At 72.1% G+C, this 14,577-nt stretch carries 16 protein-coding genes; 8 read left to right on the forward strand and 8 right to left on the reverse strand.

What is annotated here, in order from left to right:
• Positions 1–37 precede the first annotated feature (37 nt).
• On the forward strand, positions 38–526 hold the full coding sequence (locus tag ACFWU9_RS00915; protein ID WP_384313538.1) for a hypothetical protein: 489 nt from the start codon (positions 38–40) through the stop codon (positions 524–526).
• 67 nt (positions 527–593) lie between these two features.
• Here ACFWU9_RS00915 and ACFWU9_RS00920 read toward each other — a convergent pair whose 3' ends face one another.
• A complete protein-coding gene (locus ACFWU9_RS00920) occupies positions 594–818 on the reverse strand; it encodes a dodecin (protein ID WP_384313539.1) in 225 nt (74 codons plus the stop codon).
• A 216-nt stretch (positions 819–1,034) separates the two neighbouring features.
• Between ACFWU9_RS00920 and ACFWU9_RS00925 the strand changes: the two genes are divergently transcribed.
• The 3 genes from ACFWU9_RS00925 to ACFWU9_RS00935 all read left to right on the forward strand — a co-directional run bounded on the left by ACFWU9_RS00925 (position 1,035) and on the right by ACFWU9_RS00935 (position 4,470).
• Positions 1,035–2,276, forward strand: a complete 1,242-nt coding sequence (locus tag ACFWU9_RS00925; RefSeq protein WP_384313541.1) for an extracellular solute-binding protein — start codon at positions 1,035–1,037, stop codon at positions 2,274–2,276.
• A 251-nt stretch (positions 2,277–2,527) separates the two neighbouring features.
• Positions 2,528–3,343 (forward strand): GNAT family N-acetyltransferase, encoded by an 816-nt coding sequence (locus ACFWU9_RS00930; RefSeq protein ID WP_384313543.1) that lies wholly within the window; start codon positions 2,528–2,530, stop codon positions 3,341–3,343.
• The gene (locus ACFWU9_RS00935; protein ID WP_384313545.1) at positions 3,340–4,470 is read left to right on the forward strand and encodes a lysophospholipid acyltransferase family protein; all 1,131 of its coding nucleotides are present in this window, start codon (positions 3,340–3,342) and stop codon (positions 4,468–4,470) included. Before ACFWU9_RS00930 ends, ACFWU9_RS00935 begins: the two co-directional genes overlap by 4 nt.
• Here the strand turns inward: ACFWU9_RS00935 and egtD are convergent.
• Genes egtD through egtA form a run of 4 tightly spaced genes read right to left on the reverse strand, consistent with a single transcriptional unit; the run spans position 4,365 to position 8,720 of the window.
• Positions 4,365–5,327, reverse strand: coding sequence for an L-histidine N(alpha)-methyltransferase (gene egtD, locus ACFWU9_RS00940; RefSeq protein ID WP_384313547.1), 963 nt, complete (start codon positions 5,325–5,327; stop codon positions 4,365–4,367). The genes ACFWU9_RS00935 and egtD overlap by 106 nt on opposite strands.
• Complete coding sequence (egtC, locus tag ACFWU9_RS00945; RefSeq protein WP_384313792.1) at positions 5,324–6,079, reverse strand: ergothioneine biosynthesis protein EgtC; 756 nt, start codon at positions 6,077–6,079, stop codon at positions 5,324–5,326. Before egtC ends, egtD begins: the two co-directional genes overlap by 4 nt.
• Entirely contained in the window at positions 6,079–7,446 is a 1,368-nt protein-coding gene (egtB, locus tag ACFWU9_RS00950) for an ergothioneine biosynthesis protein EgtB (RefSeq protein WP_384313548.1), read from the reverse strand. The genes egtC and egtB overlap by 1 nt, the downstream gene beginning before the upstream one ends.
• On the reverse strand, positions 7,443–8,720 hold the full coding sequence (gene egtA / locus ACFWU9_RS00955) for an ergothioneine biosynthesis glutamate--cysteine ligase EgtA (RefSeq protein ID WP_384313550.1): 1,278 nt from the start codon (positions 8,718–8,720) through the stop codon (positions 7,443–7,445). The genes egtB and egtA overlap by 4 nt, the downstream gene beginning before the upstream one ends.
• A 163-nt stretch (positions 8,721–8,883) precedes the next feature.
• Here egtA and ACFWU9_RS00960 point away from each other — a divergent pair, with 163 nt between their 5' ends.
• Positions 8,884–9,771 (forward strand): TIGR02452 family protein, encoded by an 888-nt coding sequence (locus ACFWU9_RS00960; protein WP_384313552.1) that lies wholly within the window; start codon positions 8,884–8,886, stop codon positions 9,769–9,771.
• 116 nt (positions 9,772–9,887) lie between these two features.
• On the opposite strand, the gene ACFWU9_RS00965 is transcribed toward ACFWU9_RS00960, so the two are convergent.
• Positions 9,888–10,361 carry a type II toxin-antitoxin system PemK/MazF family toxin gene (locus ACFWU9_RS00965; protein WP_384313553.1) on the reverse strand — a complete coding sequence of 158 codons (474 nt, stop codon included), beginning with the start codon at positions 10,359–10,361 and terminating at the stop codon, positions 9,888–9,890.
• 92 nt (positions 10,362–10,453) lie between these two features.
• Positions 10,454–11,161 (reverse strand): alpha/beta fold hydrolase, encoded by a 708-nt coding sequence (locus ACFWU9_RS00970; protein ID WP_384313555.1) that lies wholly within the window; start codon positions 11,159–11,161, stop codon positions 10,454–10,456.
• Positions 11,162–11,287: 126 nt separating this feature from the next.
• On the opposite strand from ACFWU9_RS00970, the gene ACFWU9_RS00975 reads away from it, so the two are divergent.
• The 3 genes from ACFWU9_RS00975 to ACFWU9_RS00985 all read left to right on the forward strand — a co-directional run bounded on the left by ACFWU9_RS00975 (position 11,288) and on the right by ACFWU9_RS00985 (position 14,105).
• On the forward strand, positions 11,288–12,418 hold the full coding sequence (locus ACFWU9_RS00975) for a LacI family DNA-binding transcriptional regulator (RefSeq protein ID WP_384313557.1): 1,131 nt from the start codon (positions 11,288–11,290) through the stop codon (positions 12,416–12,418).
• A gap of 51 nt (positions 12,419–12,469) precedes the next feature.
• Positions 12,470–12,787, forward strand: coding sequence for a hypothetical protein (locus ACFWU9_RS00980; RefSeq protein WP_384313559.1), 318 nt, complete (start codon positions 12,470–12,472; stop codon positions 12,785–12,787).
• A gap of 127 nt (positions 12,788–12,914) precedes the next feature.
• On the forward strand, positions 12,915–14,105 hold the full coding sequence (locus ACFWU9_RS00985; protein ID WP_384313793.1) for a thiolase family protein: 1,191 nt from the start codon (positions 12,915–12,917) through the stop codon (positions 14,103–14,105).
• A gap of 7 nt (positions 14,106–14,112) precedes the next feature.
• Here the strand turns inward: ACFWU9_RS00985 and trxA are convergent, their stop codons facing one another.
• Positions 14,113–14,523 (reverse strand): thioredoxin, encoded by a 411-nt coding sequence (gene trxA / locus ACFWU9_RS00990; protein WP_384313560.1) that lies wholly within the window; start codon positions 14,521–14,523, stop codon positions 14,113–14,115.
• Positions 14,524–14,577 lie beyond the last annotated feature (54 nt).

A 14,577-nucleotide genomic window follows, 5' to 3' on the forward strand; every position in this document is an offset into this window, starting at 1 on the left:
GGCGTGAGGATTCCCGGCCCTTCTCTAGGCTGGGCGTGTGACGGACAACAGCAGACCACTGGCGGTATTCGATCTGGACGGGACGCTCGCGGACACCGCGCACCGCCAGCACTTCCTGGAGCGCCGGCCGAAGGACTGGAAGGCCTTCTTCGACGCGGCGCCGGGGGACACCCCGCTGGCCGAGGGAGTGGCGCTGGTCCTGACCAGCGCGGAGGAGTGCGAGGTCGTCTATCTGACGGGCCGTCCCGAACGCTGCCGCGAGGACACACTCGTCTGGCTGCGGGCGAACGGACTCCCCGACGGCCGGCTCTTCATGCGCCGCAACGACGACCGGAGACCGGCCCGTACGACCAAGGTGGAGCGGCTCGGCAAGCTGGCCGCCGGCCGGGAGATCCGCATGCTCGTGGACGACGACGAGCTGGTCTGCGACGCGGTGGAACGCGCGGGATTCCGGGTCGTACGGGCCCGCTGGGCGAGCACGTCCCAGTCGCTGAAGGACGGCCAGGAACGCGAGGGCCGCACGTGACGGGGTCCAAGCGCGGGGGCCGGGCCTCATCCGCCGCGCCGGCGCGCGGCGCGCCCGCGACGACCGGTCAGCCCGCGCTCTCGCCGTCCTCCAGTCGGAAGCCGACCTTGAGGCCGACCTGGTAGTGCTCGATCCGGCCGTCGACGATATGGCCCCGGACCTGTGTCACCTCGAACCAGTCCAGCTCGCGCAGGGTCTTGGACGCCCGGCCGATGCCGTTGCGGATGGCCTCGTCGACGCCCGTCTCCGAGGTGCCGTAGATCTCCGTGACCCGGTAGGTGTGGTTGCTCATGGGGGTCCTTCTCCTCTTCGCACGGTCGCGGTGTCACTCCCACCGTGCCCCACCACCAGGCGCCGCGCGCGGCAGGAGATAGGGGTCCCGGCGGCTGCTCGGGGCTTGACCGGTTACCTGGTCCATACCAAAATCGCCGAATGCCCGTGCGAGTGCTCTTGCTCCCCCCACGTCGGGTTTCTCTCTTACGTGCCAGCACGCCAGAAGGTGACCTACGTGAAGAACCGCTTTTTTGTCGGCTCCGCCGCGCTCGTGTCCTCCATCGCACTCGTGGGATGCGGCATGCTCCCGGGCGACGACGAGCGGGTGATCACCATCTGGCTCATGAAGGACAGCGTCTCCACCGAGTTCCTGGAGCGGTTCACCGAGGCGTACGAGGAGGAGAACCCCGAGATCCGGTTGGAGGTCAAGATCCAGGAGTGGACCGGGATCGGCAAGAAGGTGATGGCCGCGCTGGAGGACGACGACTCGCCGGACATCATCGAGGTCGGCAACACCCAGGTCGCCCAGTACGCGGAGAGCGACGGACTGCGGGATCTCACCCTTGAGTCCGTACGCGACCTGGGAAGTGAGGACTGGCTGCCCGGACTCGCCGAACCCGGCAGCATCAACGGCTCCCAGTTCGGCGTCCCTTGGTACGCGGCCAACCGTGTCGTCATCTACAACAAGGACCTCTTCGCGCAGGCCGGGATCGAGGAGCCGCCCAAGACCCGCGAGGAGTGGCTGGACATCACGGCCCGACTCGACGAGGGCGCCCAGCAGGGCATCTATCTCGCGGGCCAGGACTGGTACACGCTCTCCGGCTTCATCTGGGACGAGGGCGGCGAGCTGGCGGTCGAGTCCGGCGGCGAGTGGCAGGGCCGGCTCGACACCCCCGAGGCGATCAACGGCATGAAGTTCTACAAGGAACTCCAGGCGCTCGGCGACGGGCCCAAGGACTCCGACGAGGTGACGCCCGTACAGGAGGGCGAGTTCGCCAGGGGCGACATCGCGCAGATGATCGACACCCCCAACTCCGCCGTGCTGATCGAGGAGAAGAACCCCGAACTCAAGGGCAAGCTCGGCTTCTTCCCCATCCCCGGCAAGACCTCGGCGGCGCCCGGCGCCGTCTTCACCGGCGGCTCCGACCTCATCGTTCCCAAGAACTCCTCGCACCGGTCCGCCGCCGTCGAGGTGGTCAAGGCGCTGGCCGGCGAGAAGTGGCAGACGGACCTCGCCAGGACCATGAGCTACGTGCCGAACAAGACCTCGCTCGCGGGTGTCATCGAGGGCCAGGAGGCCACGGCCGCGATGGCGGCGGGCGCCGCGCAGGGACGCGCCACACCCAACTCGCCGAAGTGGGCCGACGTCGAGCTGGACAACCCGATCAAGCCGTACATGACGGCCGTCCTCCAGGGCGAGGACCCGAAGACCGCCGCGCAGGCGGCAGTTGAGAAGATCACCGCGGCGCTGAGGTAGATTCGGGGGCAGAGGCCCCCGAGGGGCCGGCGCCCGCCGCGCGAGGCGAAGGGCGCCCCACAGGTCCCGTCGGGACCGGCCGTTTTACCAATCCATTACCCATTGGTTCCGGCCATTCAACCGTCCCACATCCCCACTCCGCCGGGCTGTCATGTCGAATCCAGCCGGTCACGGAAGAAACAAGGTGCCGGGGCGCCGCACCAGCGGCGTCCCACCACCGCTCGTTCTTTTGTCCGGCACAGGAGACCTCTATGTCCGCCTCGCCCGCCGTCATTCCCGCCTCCCTCCCCACGGCACCTCCGCAGCTCCCCCTCCCCGCGTCGGCGCCCGACCCGGAGCAGCGATACCTCGTGTCCCTGGCCCGCGACCCGGAGGACGTACGCGCCGCCCAGCGCCTGCGCTACATGGTCTTCGCCGGTGAGATGGGCGCCCACATCGACGGGCCCGAACCCGGCCTGGACGGTGACGCCTTCGACGCCTACTGCGACCACCTGCTCGTACGCGAGGCCGGGACCGGCGAGGTCGTGGGAACGTACCGGCTGCTGCCGCCCGACCGCGCCCGCGCCGCCGGACGCCTCTACTCCGAGAGCGAGTTCGACCTCCAGCGCCTCGACCACATACGCGACGACCTCGTCGAGGTCGGCCGCTCCTGTGTCCACCCCCTGCACCGCAACGGCGCCGTCATCGCCCTGATCTGGGCCGGTCTCGCCCACTACATGACGAACACCGGGCACAACTGGATGGCCGGCTGCTGCTCCCTGCCGCTGAGCGACGGCGGCGCCCTGGCGTCCGCGACCTGGAACACCGTCAAGGACCGCAACCTCGCGCCCGAGGAGTACTGGGTCACCCCGCATCGCCTCTGGACCCCGGACAGCGAGAGCGTGCCCGCCGCCCGCGCCGAACTCCCCGCCCTGCTCCGCGGCTATCTGCGGCTCGGCGCCTGGGTCTGCGGCGCGCCCGCGCACGACCCGGAGTTCGGTGTCGCCGACCTCTACGTCCTGCTGTCGCTGCGCCGCACCAACCCCCGCTACCTGCGGCACTTCCTCTCGCTCGCCCCGGCGCGATGAGCGCCTGGCTGCCCACGGCGCCCTGCACCCCGCAGCTCTGCGCCCCCCTGCCGGACGCCCCGCGCCGGGGCCCCGTCGCCGCGTCCGCGCGGCTCGCGGCCGGCATCGTCGCGGTGGTCGTCGGGACGCTGCTCATCCCCTTCGTCGCGCTCCTGGGCGCCGGCCGGCGTGACCGGCTGACCCGGCGGTGGACGCGTACCGTGATCCGGCTCTTCGGGGTGCGGATCGAGGTCGGCGGGACACCGCCCGCACCGCTGGTCGGCTCACCGGACGGTGCCCCCGGTGGTGCCTCCGCCAAGGCTTCGGCCAAGGCTTCGGACGAGACTTCGGACAAGGCTTCGGACGAGGTGCCGCGCGGGGTGCTCGTCGTCGCCAACCACATCTCCTGGCTGGACATCCCGCTCGTCGCGACCCTGTTCCCGGGCCGGCTGCTCGCCAAGAGCGACATCCGGCGCTGGCCCGTCCTCGGCCTGGTCGCCGCCCTCGGCGGCACACTCTTCGTGGAGCGCGACCGGCTGCGCGCGCTGCCGGGCACGGTGCGGGACGTCGAGGACGCGCTGCGCGCCGGATCCCGGGTGATCGTCTTCCCCGAGGGCAGTACCTGGTGCGGACGGGACCAGGGAAGGTTCACCGCGGCGATGTTCCAGGCCGCGCTGGACGCGGGGGCCGCCGTCCTCCCCGTACGGATCGCCTACAGCCCGCTGGGTCCCGCCGCCTTCGTCGGGGACGACCCGCTCGCGGTCTCACTGTGGCGCGCGGTGGTGACCCGGGGGCTCACGGCGGAGATCGAGGTCCTGCCCCTGATCCCCGCCGGGAGCCACCCGGACCGGCGCTCACTCTCCCGCGCGGCGCAGAGCTCCGTCACCCTGGCCGGCGGTGACCGGACCGGCGTCGTCCACGCGGCGGTCGCCACTCCTGCCGCTGTCGCCCGGACGCCCGTCCGTACCACCGTTGTCGCCGCCAGGTCGGCCGTCCCTCACCCGGCCGTCCACCACAGCGCCGTCCCGCACACCGCCGTTCCCTACACAGCCGTCGACAGCGACAGCGCGAACCGCCCGGCCTCGTCGGTCCACCAGTGCGCCAACTCCAGCCCCGCACCGGCCAGTTCGGTGCGGACCGTGTCCTGAGTGAACTTCGCGGACACCTCCGTACGCATCTCCTCACCGGCCTCGAAACTGACCGCCAGATCGAGTTCCGGAATCTTCACGGTGAGGGCCCGGCGGGCCCTGAGCCGCATCTCGATCCACCGCTGTTCGCTGTCCCAGAGCGCCACATGGTCGAAGTCCGCCGGGTCGAAGTCGGCACCCAGCTCGCGGTCGACGACGGTCAGCACGTTCTTGTTGAAGGCGGCCGTCACACCTGACGCGTCGTCATAGGCCCTGACCAGTACGGACTCCTCCTTCACCAGATCCGTTCCCAGGAGCAGCGCGTCGCCGGGCACGAGCATCGCGCGCACGGACGCGAGGAACTCCGCGCGCTCGTCGGGCAGCAGATTGCCGATCGTGCCCCCGAGGAACGCGACCAGTCGCGGCCCCGGCGTGTCCGGCAGCGCCAGCTCCTTGGTGAAGTCGGCGATGAGCGCGTGCACCTGGAGGCCGGGACGCTCGGCGAGCAGCGACTCGGCCGCCCCGGTGAGCGCGCTCTCGCTGACGTCGACCGGTACATAGGCGTGCGGCAGTGGCAGCTCGTCGAGCAGATGCCGGGTCTTCTCCGACGATCCCGACCCCAGCTCGACCAGCGTGCGGGCCTCCGTCGCCGCCGCGATCGCGGGCGCGCGGGCGAGCAGGATCTCCCGCTCCGCGCGCGTCGGGTAGTACTCGTCGAGCCGGGTGATCTCCTCGAAGAGCTCGCTCCCCCTGGCGTCGTAGAACCATTTGGGCGGCAGGGACTTGGGGCTCCGGGTCAGCCCGTGCAGCACATCGGCGCGCAGCGCGGCGTCGGTGGCGTCCTCGGGCAGGGTGCGGGTCAGCTGGTACGGGCTCACGAGGGGGGCTCCTTGAGGGGAGTGAGCAGGACGTCGGTGCGGGTCGCCGCCAGCAGTGTGCGGTCGGGGACCTCGCACCAGCGCGGATCGTCGTCGTACGGCTCCGACGCGACGACCACGCTCCGGCCCGGCTCGGCGAGATACCAGAGCGTGTCCCCCCAGGCGGTCGCGGTGACCGTCGTGCCGTCGGTGAGCAGCAGATTGAGCCGGGAGTCGGGCGCCGCCCCGGCCACCTCCAGGACGGTGTCGGTGAGGGCCTGTCCCATGCCGTCGCCGTCCCGCAGCCGGTGCAGCACCAGCGCCCACACGAGCGCCGAGTCCGTCCGGGCGTCCAGGGAGAGCAGTTCGGCGGCGGAGAGCGCGGCGGCGAGCGGCGCCAGGCTGGACGGCCACCCGCGTACGGCACCGTTGTGGCTGAAGAGCCAGGGCCCGGACGCGAACGGCGCGGCCGCCGCCTCGCCGTCCGAGCCCGCCTCGGTGGCGTCCCGCACGGCGGCGAGCACCGCGCCGCTCCTGACCGCCCTCGCCAGGTCGACCACGCTCAGATCCGCCCAGATGGGCCCCGTGCGGCGGTAGCGCGCGGGCAGCGGGTCGCCCTCCGCGTACCAGCCGACCCCGAAACCGTCCGCGTTGACCGTCCCGTGCCGCTGCCGCCGCGGCTCCCAGGACTGCCGGTACAGCGCGTACTCGGGGGTGATCAGCACCTCGCGCAGCGCCACCGGCGTTCCCACGTAGGCGATATGACGGCACATCATGCGTTCCCGGCCGAACGGGCGGTACGGAACCCGGCGAAGATCTGCCGGCGCACCGGCAGGTCCCAGTTGCGGAAGGTGCCGCGGCATGCCACCTCGCCCACCGCGAACGAGCCGCCGCGCAGGACCTTGTGCGCCGGGCCGAAGAACACCTCCGAGTACTCCCGGTAGGGAAAGGCGACGAAGCCGGGGTAGGGCAGGAAGTCGCTCGACGTCCACTCCCACACATCGCCGATCAACTGCCGTACACCCAGCGGCGACGCGCCCTTCGGATAACTGCCCGCGGGCGCCGGCCCAAGATGGCGCTGGCCGAGGTTGGCGCGCTCGGGCGTCGGGTCCTCGTCTCCCCACGGGTGGCGCCGCGAGCGGCCGGTGGCGGGGTCGTGCCTGGCGGCCTTCTCCCACTCCTCCTCGGTCGGCAGCCTCCGCCCGGCCCAGCGGGCGTACGCGTCCGCCTCGTACCAGCTGACATGCACCACCGGCTCGTCGGCGGGAACGGGCTCGACCGTCCCGAAGCGGCGGCGCGTCCACTGCCCGGCCTCGCGCCGCCAGAACAGCGGTGCGGCGATGCCGTGTTCACGGATCTGGTCCCAGCCGGCCGGGTCCCACCAGCGTTCGTCCGTGTAGCCGCCGTCCTCGATGAAGCGCAGATAGTCGCCGTTGGTGACGGGCACCGTGTCCAGGTAGTACGCGGGCACGAGCCGGTGGTGCGCGGGCCGTTCGTTGTCCAGCGCCCACGGCTCCGACGACGTACCCATGGTGAACCGCCCCGCCGGGACGAGTACCTCACTCGGCAGCTCCGCGGCGTCCACGGGATCGGGGCCCGGCGGCTCCGGCGCGGTCAGCACGGCGGGCCCGCGGCGCAGCTGATGGGTGATCAGCATCGTCTCGTCGTGCTGCTGTTCGTGCTGCGCGATCATCCCGAAGGCGAAACCCGAGTCCAGCAGCGGACCGCCGCGCAGCGGACTGCTGTCGAGGATGTCCAGGACCCTGCCCCGGATGTCGGAGGCGTACGCGCGCGCCTCGGTGGGCGCCAGCAGCGGGAGCGTCGGGCGCAGCGCGCGGGGATGCTCGAAGGCGTCGTACACGGAGTCGATCTCGGGCCTGACCGCCTCCCGGCCGCCCACCGTACGGAGCAGCCACTGCTCCTCCTGGTTGCCGATATGGGCCAGGTCCCAGACCAGCGGTGACATCAACGGAGAGTGCTGCGCGGTCAGTTCGGGCTCGTCCACACAGGAGGTGAGGAGTGAGGTGCGCTCGCGCGCGGTGGTCAGCGCGTCGAGGGCCCGGCGCCGCAGCGCGTCGACGGATATCCCGTCCGTGGTCCCGTCCGCCGTCTCGGCCGGTGTCCCGGCGTTCTCGGTCATGTGTGGAGTTCCTTCCCGGTTTCGGGGACGTGCATATCGTCGGCGGGGGAGCGGCCCGGCACGACGTATCGCTCGTTGAAGGCCGCGACGGCGTTCTGTACGGCCTCGGTGGCGCCGGTGCGGGGCAGCGCCTGCAGGGCGATGGCGAAGCACTCGACCGCCGCCGCGTGCAGCTCGGGGTCGGTGAGCCCGTCGCGGGCGGCCGTGAGCCAGAGCGGATTGCCCGGCGCGGGCAGGGCGCCCGCCGTCTCGGCGAGCGTCTTCACGGTGCGGTAGACCGTCTCGGCGGCCTCGGGGTCGTCGAACAGCGCGGTCGTCACCGCCAGCGGAACCATCCAGCCGTCCGTTCCCTGCTGGGCGTCGATCATCCGCAGCTCCAGATGACCGCGCGGACGCACCGGCGGGAAGAGGGTCGAGATGTGGTAGTCGAGGTCCGCGCGGACCGGCGGCCGGGGCAGCCCCGAGCCGATCCACTCCCGGAAGGTCAGCCCTCCTTCGGGCACCCCCCAGGGGCCGGCCGGCGTCCGGACGCACATCACCGGCGCGTCGAGCACATACGCCGCCCACGCCGCCCGGGGCTCCCGCCGCAGATCGGGCGCCTGGGTGCGCCCCGGATCGAGGTCCGTCCAATGCGCCTGTCTGGTGGAGCGCCAGCCGGTGGCACGGCGCGCCTGGACGGGCGAGTTGGCGAACGCGGCCACCAGCACCGCGCCCAGCAGGTGCGCGAGCTGCCAGCGTCTGCCGTACCCGAGAGGGCCCGGCTCCTCGGTGCCCGCGTCGAGGCACACCTGGACGGAGGCGGAGGAACGCATCATGGCGCGGCCCGAGGGGCCGATCCGGTCGAGGTAGGTCTCCATCGCGTCGTACCGCGGCTCTTTCAGGAGCCTGCCCGGTGAGTGCCACGGATCCTGTCCGAGGCCGGTGAGCGTGAGACCGGCCGTACGCAGTTCACGGCGTACGGCGGCGAGATCCGCCGCTGTGGAGTTGACGCACTCCATGAGGGAGGAGGCGGGTGCCGAGCTGAGCTCCAGCTGGCCGCCCGGTTCGAAAGTCAGCGCCGATCGCAGGGACACGTCACGAAGGCCGGTGTAGGCCTTGTCGAGACGTTCGGGCCGAACGGGCAGTTCGGGGTCGTACAGATCGTGCACGAGCCATTCCAGTTCGACACCCACGATGCGGGGCGGACCTGTCTTGAAACATATGCCGCGCAGCAGCGCTTCGGCGTCGTCCTCTGTGAGAGACGGGCCCGCAGCTGCGAATTCCTCCGACGACATGGCCGGATCCTCCTGTCGAAGACCGTGCCCGGACCCCGGCCCGGGGTCCGGGCGGGGCGCTGCGTTCCAACCTAAGGCCACTCCCGTCGATCCGCACAAGAGTGCCCCCGCGAGCGGGAAACCTGGTTGCCCCGAGCGTGTTCCCTCGCGCAGGATGCCGGGCATGAGCGCACGGCTGCGGGGGATCGCGAAGCACACGGAGGAGATCGTCGAGGCGGGCGGATACGTCGCGGAGGACGGCCGTCAGGTGTCTCTCACGGCGCTGCTGACCGCCGCGACGCAGGGCACGAGGCTGTACGGCCCCGAGCCGGTGCCGGTCGCCCCGGACACCTCCCGTACGACATCCTTCGAGGTCACGGGCGAGAGCAGCCTCCAGGCCGCCCGGCGGATGGTCTCCGCGGCGCCGGGCCCCGTGGCCGTCCTGAACTTCGCGTCGGCACGCAACCCGGGCGGTGGCTACCTGAACGGCGCACAGGCCCAGGAGGAGGCCCTGTGCCGGGCTTCCGCCCTCTACGTCACGCTGCTGCGCGCCCCCGACTACTACGCGTACCACCGGGCCGACCGCAGCCCGTTCTACAGCGACCGCGTGATCCACTCGCCCGGCGTACCGGTGTTCCGCGACGACCGGGGCCGGCTGCTCGACGCCCCGTTCACCGTCGGCTTCCTCACCTCTCCCGCTCCGAACGCCGGGGTCGTCGCGCGCGACCGGCCCGAGGAGAGCCCGCGAATTCCGGCCACGCTCGCCGCCCGCGCGGAGCGGGTCCTGGAGGTGGCGGTGGCGGGCGGATACCGGCGCCTCGTACTCGGGGCGTGGGGGTGCGGGGTCTTCCGCAACGACCCGGCGGGCGTGGCGCGCGCCTTCCGGGCACTGCTCGTCGCACCGCCGGAAGGCTCCGGGGCGGGCGGGGGCCGCTTCGCGGGCCACTTCGACCAGGTCGTCTTCGCGGTCCTCGACCGGACGGCCGATTCGGCCACGCTGGCGGCTTTCCGCCGTACCTTCGCGGACCTGACGGAGGACGGCTCCCTCGTACGGGCTGAGCACCAGCCGTAACGCTCCGGCGTACGGGCTGAGCACCAGCCGTAACGCTCCGGCGTACGGGCTGAGCACCAGCCGTATCGCTCCGGCGTACGGGCTGAGCACCAGCCGTATCGCTCCCTCGTACCGGCTCAGCGCCAGCCGTAACGCTCCCGCAGCCGCCGTACGACCCGGTCGAACCGCATCCGGTCGAGCGCGCACGCCTCGCGCCGCATGCCCTTGTCGTGGATCCGCAGCACCCGGTCCAGATCCACCCACGACTCCCGCCCCAGCCGGTCCCACGGCCCGACCCCGATCGGCACCCACTCGTGATCCCGGTCGTGCCGCTTGCTGGAGAGCTGCACGGCGAGCAGGGTCCCGCCCGCCTCGCGGGCCACGACAAGGACGGGCCGGTCCTTGCCGCGCCCGTCGTTCTCCTCATAAGGCACCCAGGTCCAGACGATCTCACCGGGATCGGGATCGCCGTCCTTGTCGGGCGCGTACGACGTCCGTACGACCCCGACGCGCCCGGCATCGGCCTCCACGGTGGCGAACGGCCCGCTCCGGCCGGGTAGTTGGTCCTCGCTGGAACGACGGGGTCCGCCGGACTCGGTAAAGGGCTTCATCCCACAGAAGGTAGAGCGTGCGGGCCGCCGTCATGCGTCGGGGTCCGGGCTGCGCCGCCCCCGCCCACTTCCGACCGCGCCCCGCCCCGCGTTCAGACCCACCCCTCCAACGCGTCCATGAACCCTTCGAAGTCGTCTCGATGCGCCGTGTGCCCCGCGCCCTTGACCGTGCGGACCTCGAAGCCGCGTGACCGCAGCTCCGCCACGTCCTCCGGCGAGAGCATCGGGCTCGGGTCGGCGGTCGTCACCAGAGAGGGCACCAGCGGACGGGTGGGCCGCAGATCCGTGCCGAACGCCGGCGCGATGCCGTACGCCGTCCGCACGTCCCACACCGCGAGGCTCGCCAGCTCGATGTCCACGTCCGCCTCCTCCCAGCGGGGATTGAGCCTGGATATCTCCTCGCGCGACAGCGTCTTGGCCGCCGCCAGCCGCGCGGGCCCCGCGCTCTCCCCGGCGCCTTCCTCCGGGCCCGGCAGCCGCCACGCCGGATCGCAGTAGACCGCACGGCGCGGTGCGAGCCGCTCCACGGCGAGGGCGAGCGCCATGCCGCCGAGGGAGTGACCGATCGCCAACTCCGCCCCGGTGGGCAGCGTCTCCACGAGATCGTCGGCGAAGTCCCCCGGCGCGTAGGGCCCTTGGCCGCTCGCGCCGTGACCGCGCAGATCGACGGCCACCACGCGCAGCCCGCGCGCGGCCAGTTCGGGGCCCACCCGTCGCCACGTCCGGTGGTCGGCCATGATGCCGTGGATCAGGAGCGCGACGCGGTCGCCCTCGCCCCAGGTGTGGGTGTTCAGTCGCAAGACGATCCCTTTCGTACGCAAGGGCGCCCGAAAGCGCCGTGTCCGTGGTGCGACGGTGACCATGACCGGACGGGGCGCCGGGTGCCGGATCCCGTCGGCGACTCGTCTGGAAGGATGCGGAGGGCGATGAGCCAGTTACCTGAACAGCCCTCCCCGCAGCCGTCCCCAGGCGCCTCCCCAAGATCCTCCCCGCCTTCGGCGCGGCCGCCCGAACCACCCGAACCGCCCGTCGAACGCCTCGCCGGCCGCCCCGCCGAACGTCCCGTCCCCACCAGCGCCGATGTCGCCCGGCTGGCCGGAGTCTCGCGGGCCACCGTCTCGTACGTACTCAACAACACCTCCGCCGTACGGATCAGCGAGCCCACCCGCCGCAAGGTCCGCGAGGCCGCCGAGGAGCTGGCGTACATCCCCCATGCCGCCGCCCGCAGCCTCCGCGCGGGACACACCAGGATTGTCCTGCTCCCCACCGCGCACGTCCCCATCGGCCCCCTGCACAGCCGCTTCCTCAACGAACTCCAGTGGGCGCTGCGCCGGTTGGACTACACCGTCGTCCAGTACGGCAGCCTCGGCCTCGACGGCGACGAGGCCGCGCGCGCCTGGGCCGAACTGCGCCCCGTCGCCGTCGTCTCGCTCGGCGAGATCGCCCTCACCCCGCACGGCGTCGAGATACTCAAGCGCTCCGGCGCGAAAGCCGTCATCACCCTCGGCCCCCGGCGCGTCGAGGGCGCGCACGCCCTCGTCATGGACCAGCGCGAGATCGGCAGCTGCGCGGTCGAGCACCTGCTGGAGCGCGGCCGACGCAGGATCGGCGTCGTGATGCCCGAGGAACCGGGCCTGGAGCTCTTCTCCGAGCCCCGTCTCGCCGGCGCCCGCGCCGCGGCCGCCGCGTCCCCCACCGGCGCCCGTGTCGTCCCGGTGCCGCTCTCCTACACGGAGGAGTCGGCCGCCGCGCTCGCGGCCGGCTGGCACGCCCTGGACCTCGACGCGGTCTACGCCTACAACGACGAGTACGCCATGCTCCTCATGAGGGCCCTCCAGGACGCGGGTGTCGACATCCCCGGGACCGCGGCGGTGCTCGGCGCCGACGATCTCCTGCTCGGCAAGCTGCTCCGGCCCCGGCTCTCCACCGTGCGGATCGACCTCGTCACCGGGCAGCGGCTGGCGGCGCTGGTCGACCGGGTGGTGCGCGATCCCGGCGGCGAACCGGAACGTCACGACCTGATGGGAGCGCTGGCGGTCCAACGCGAGTCGAGCTGACCCCCGCCGGACGACATGCGGGCCGTCGGGCCGTTGTCTAGCGTCACCAGCATGAGCACTGTCTGGCACCCCTTCCCGCGGCGGTTCGAGATCCTGCTGGTACCGGAGCACACCGCCGGCGACGACACCCCGCCGGACGCGGCGACCGCGCTGCGCTCGGCGGTGGTCGAGACGACCGGGGAGATCGGCGAGTCCGGATATCCGCGGTACGAGGGCGACGGGATGGTCGCGGACATCGACCCGGAGACCCGGACCGTCGAAGGGCTGCTGATCGACGGCTTCGAGGTCGACTACGGCCTGACGGCACGCGTCCTCGACACCCCCGACAGGCCGGACCCGTCCGGTACGGCGGAGCCCCGCACCGGCTGACCGGCCCCGGACGTCCGGGGCCGGTCCCTCCCCCTCGGCCCGCGTGTACCTCCCATGAAAGAGTGCGTCGGTGAACAGCCGACGCCTGCTGACTCACTCACAGGGGAGAGAGCCGATGAGCGATCCGATGACCATCCGCGACGTCTATGTCGTCGACGCCGTCCGCACACCGATCGGCAAGTTCGGCGGGGCGCTCTCCTCCGTACGACCCGACGATCTCGCCGCTCATGTCGTCCGCGCGCTCGTGGATCGTACGCCGGAACTCGACCCGGCCAGGATCGACGACGTCGTCCTCGGCGCGGCGAACGGCGCGGGCGAGGACAACCGCGACGTCGCACGCATGGCCGCCCTCCTCGCCGGGCTGCCCGTCTCCGTCCCCGGCGTCACCGTCAACCGGCTCTGCGGCTCGGGGCTCGAAGCGGTCATCCAGGCGGCGCGCGCCATCGCGCTCGGCGACGCGTCGATCGTCCTCGCGGGCGGCGTCGAGTCCATGTCCCGTGCCCCGTGGGTGTTCCAGAAGCCCGAGCGGGCCTTTCCCGCCGGCCACCAGGAGATGTACTCCACGACACTCGGCTGGCGCATGACGAACCCGAAGATGCCCGCGGAGTGGACCGTCCCGCTCGGCGAGGGCGCCGAGCAGATCGCCGACAAGCACGCGATCACCCGGGACGCGCAGGACGCGTTCGCGCTGGAGAGCCACCGCAAGGCGGCGCGGGCCTGGAGCGAGGGTCTGTACGACGCGGAGGTCGTCCCCTACACGGGGGTGGAGCTCGTACGCGACGAGTGCGTCCGCGACAACACGTCCCTCGAAGCGCTCGGCAAGCTCCGGCCCAGCTTCCGTAAGGAGGGTGACGGCACGGTCACGGCGGGCAACGCCTCACCGCTCAACGACGGCGCCGCGGCCCTGCTCCTCGTGGACGAGGCGGGCCTGCGCGCCACCGGACGCGAACCGCTCGCACGGATCAGGACCTCCGCCGTCACCGGCATCGAGCCGCAGCTCTTCGGCCTCGGCCCGGTCGAGGCGGTACGCCGGGCGCTGGCCAGGGCGGGCCGGGACTTCGCCGACCTCACCACGTTCGAACTCAACGAGGCGTTCGCCGCCCAGTCGCTGGGCTGCCTCGCCGAATGGCCCGAGCTGGACCCCGCCGTCGTCAATCCGCGCGGCGGCGCGATCGCCATCGGCCACCCCCTGGGTGCCTCCGGCGCGCGCCTCGCGGGATCCGTCGCCCATCAGCTCGCGGCGGCGGGCTCGGGGACCGGTCTCGCCGCGCTCTGTATCGGTGTGGGCCAGGGACTGGCCCTCGTACTGGAACGCTGACGCGCGCCTACGCGCCCGCCGTCCCCTCGTCCGGGGTCGGGCCCTGGGACTTCGCGGCGGCCTCGGCCTCCGCGACGCTCTTGCGGACCTCGTCCATGTCGAGCGCGCGTGCCTGCCCGATCACGTCCTCCAGGGCCGTCTCGGGCAGCGCGCCGGGCTGGGCGAAGACCGCGACGTTGTCCCTGACGATCATCAGCGTCGGGATCGACCGGATCTCGAACGCCGCCGCGAGCTCCTGCTGCGCCTCGGTGTCGACCTTGGCGAAGACCAGGTCGTCGTGGCGCTCGGACGCCTTCTCGTAGACCGGCGCGAACTGACGGCAGGGACCGCACCAGGAAGCCCAGAAGTCGATCAGAATGAAGTCGTTCTCCGACACCGTCCGGTCGAAGTTCTCCTTGGTGAGTTCCACAGTGGCCATGGCCTGATACCTCTTCCTGTTCTCTCCGGATGGAGCCGCATCCGACAACGGTGC

This window comes from Streptomyces sp. NPDC058653, assembly GCF_042716895.1.
Taxonomy (GTDB): Bacteria; Actinomycetota; Actinomycetes; order Streptomycetales; family Streptomycetaceae; genus Streptomyces.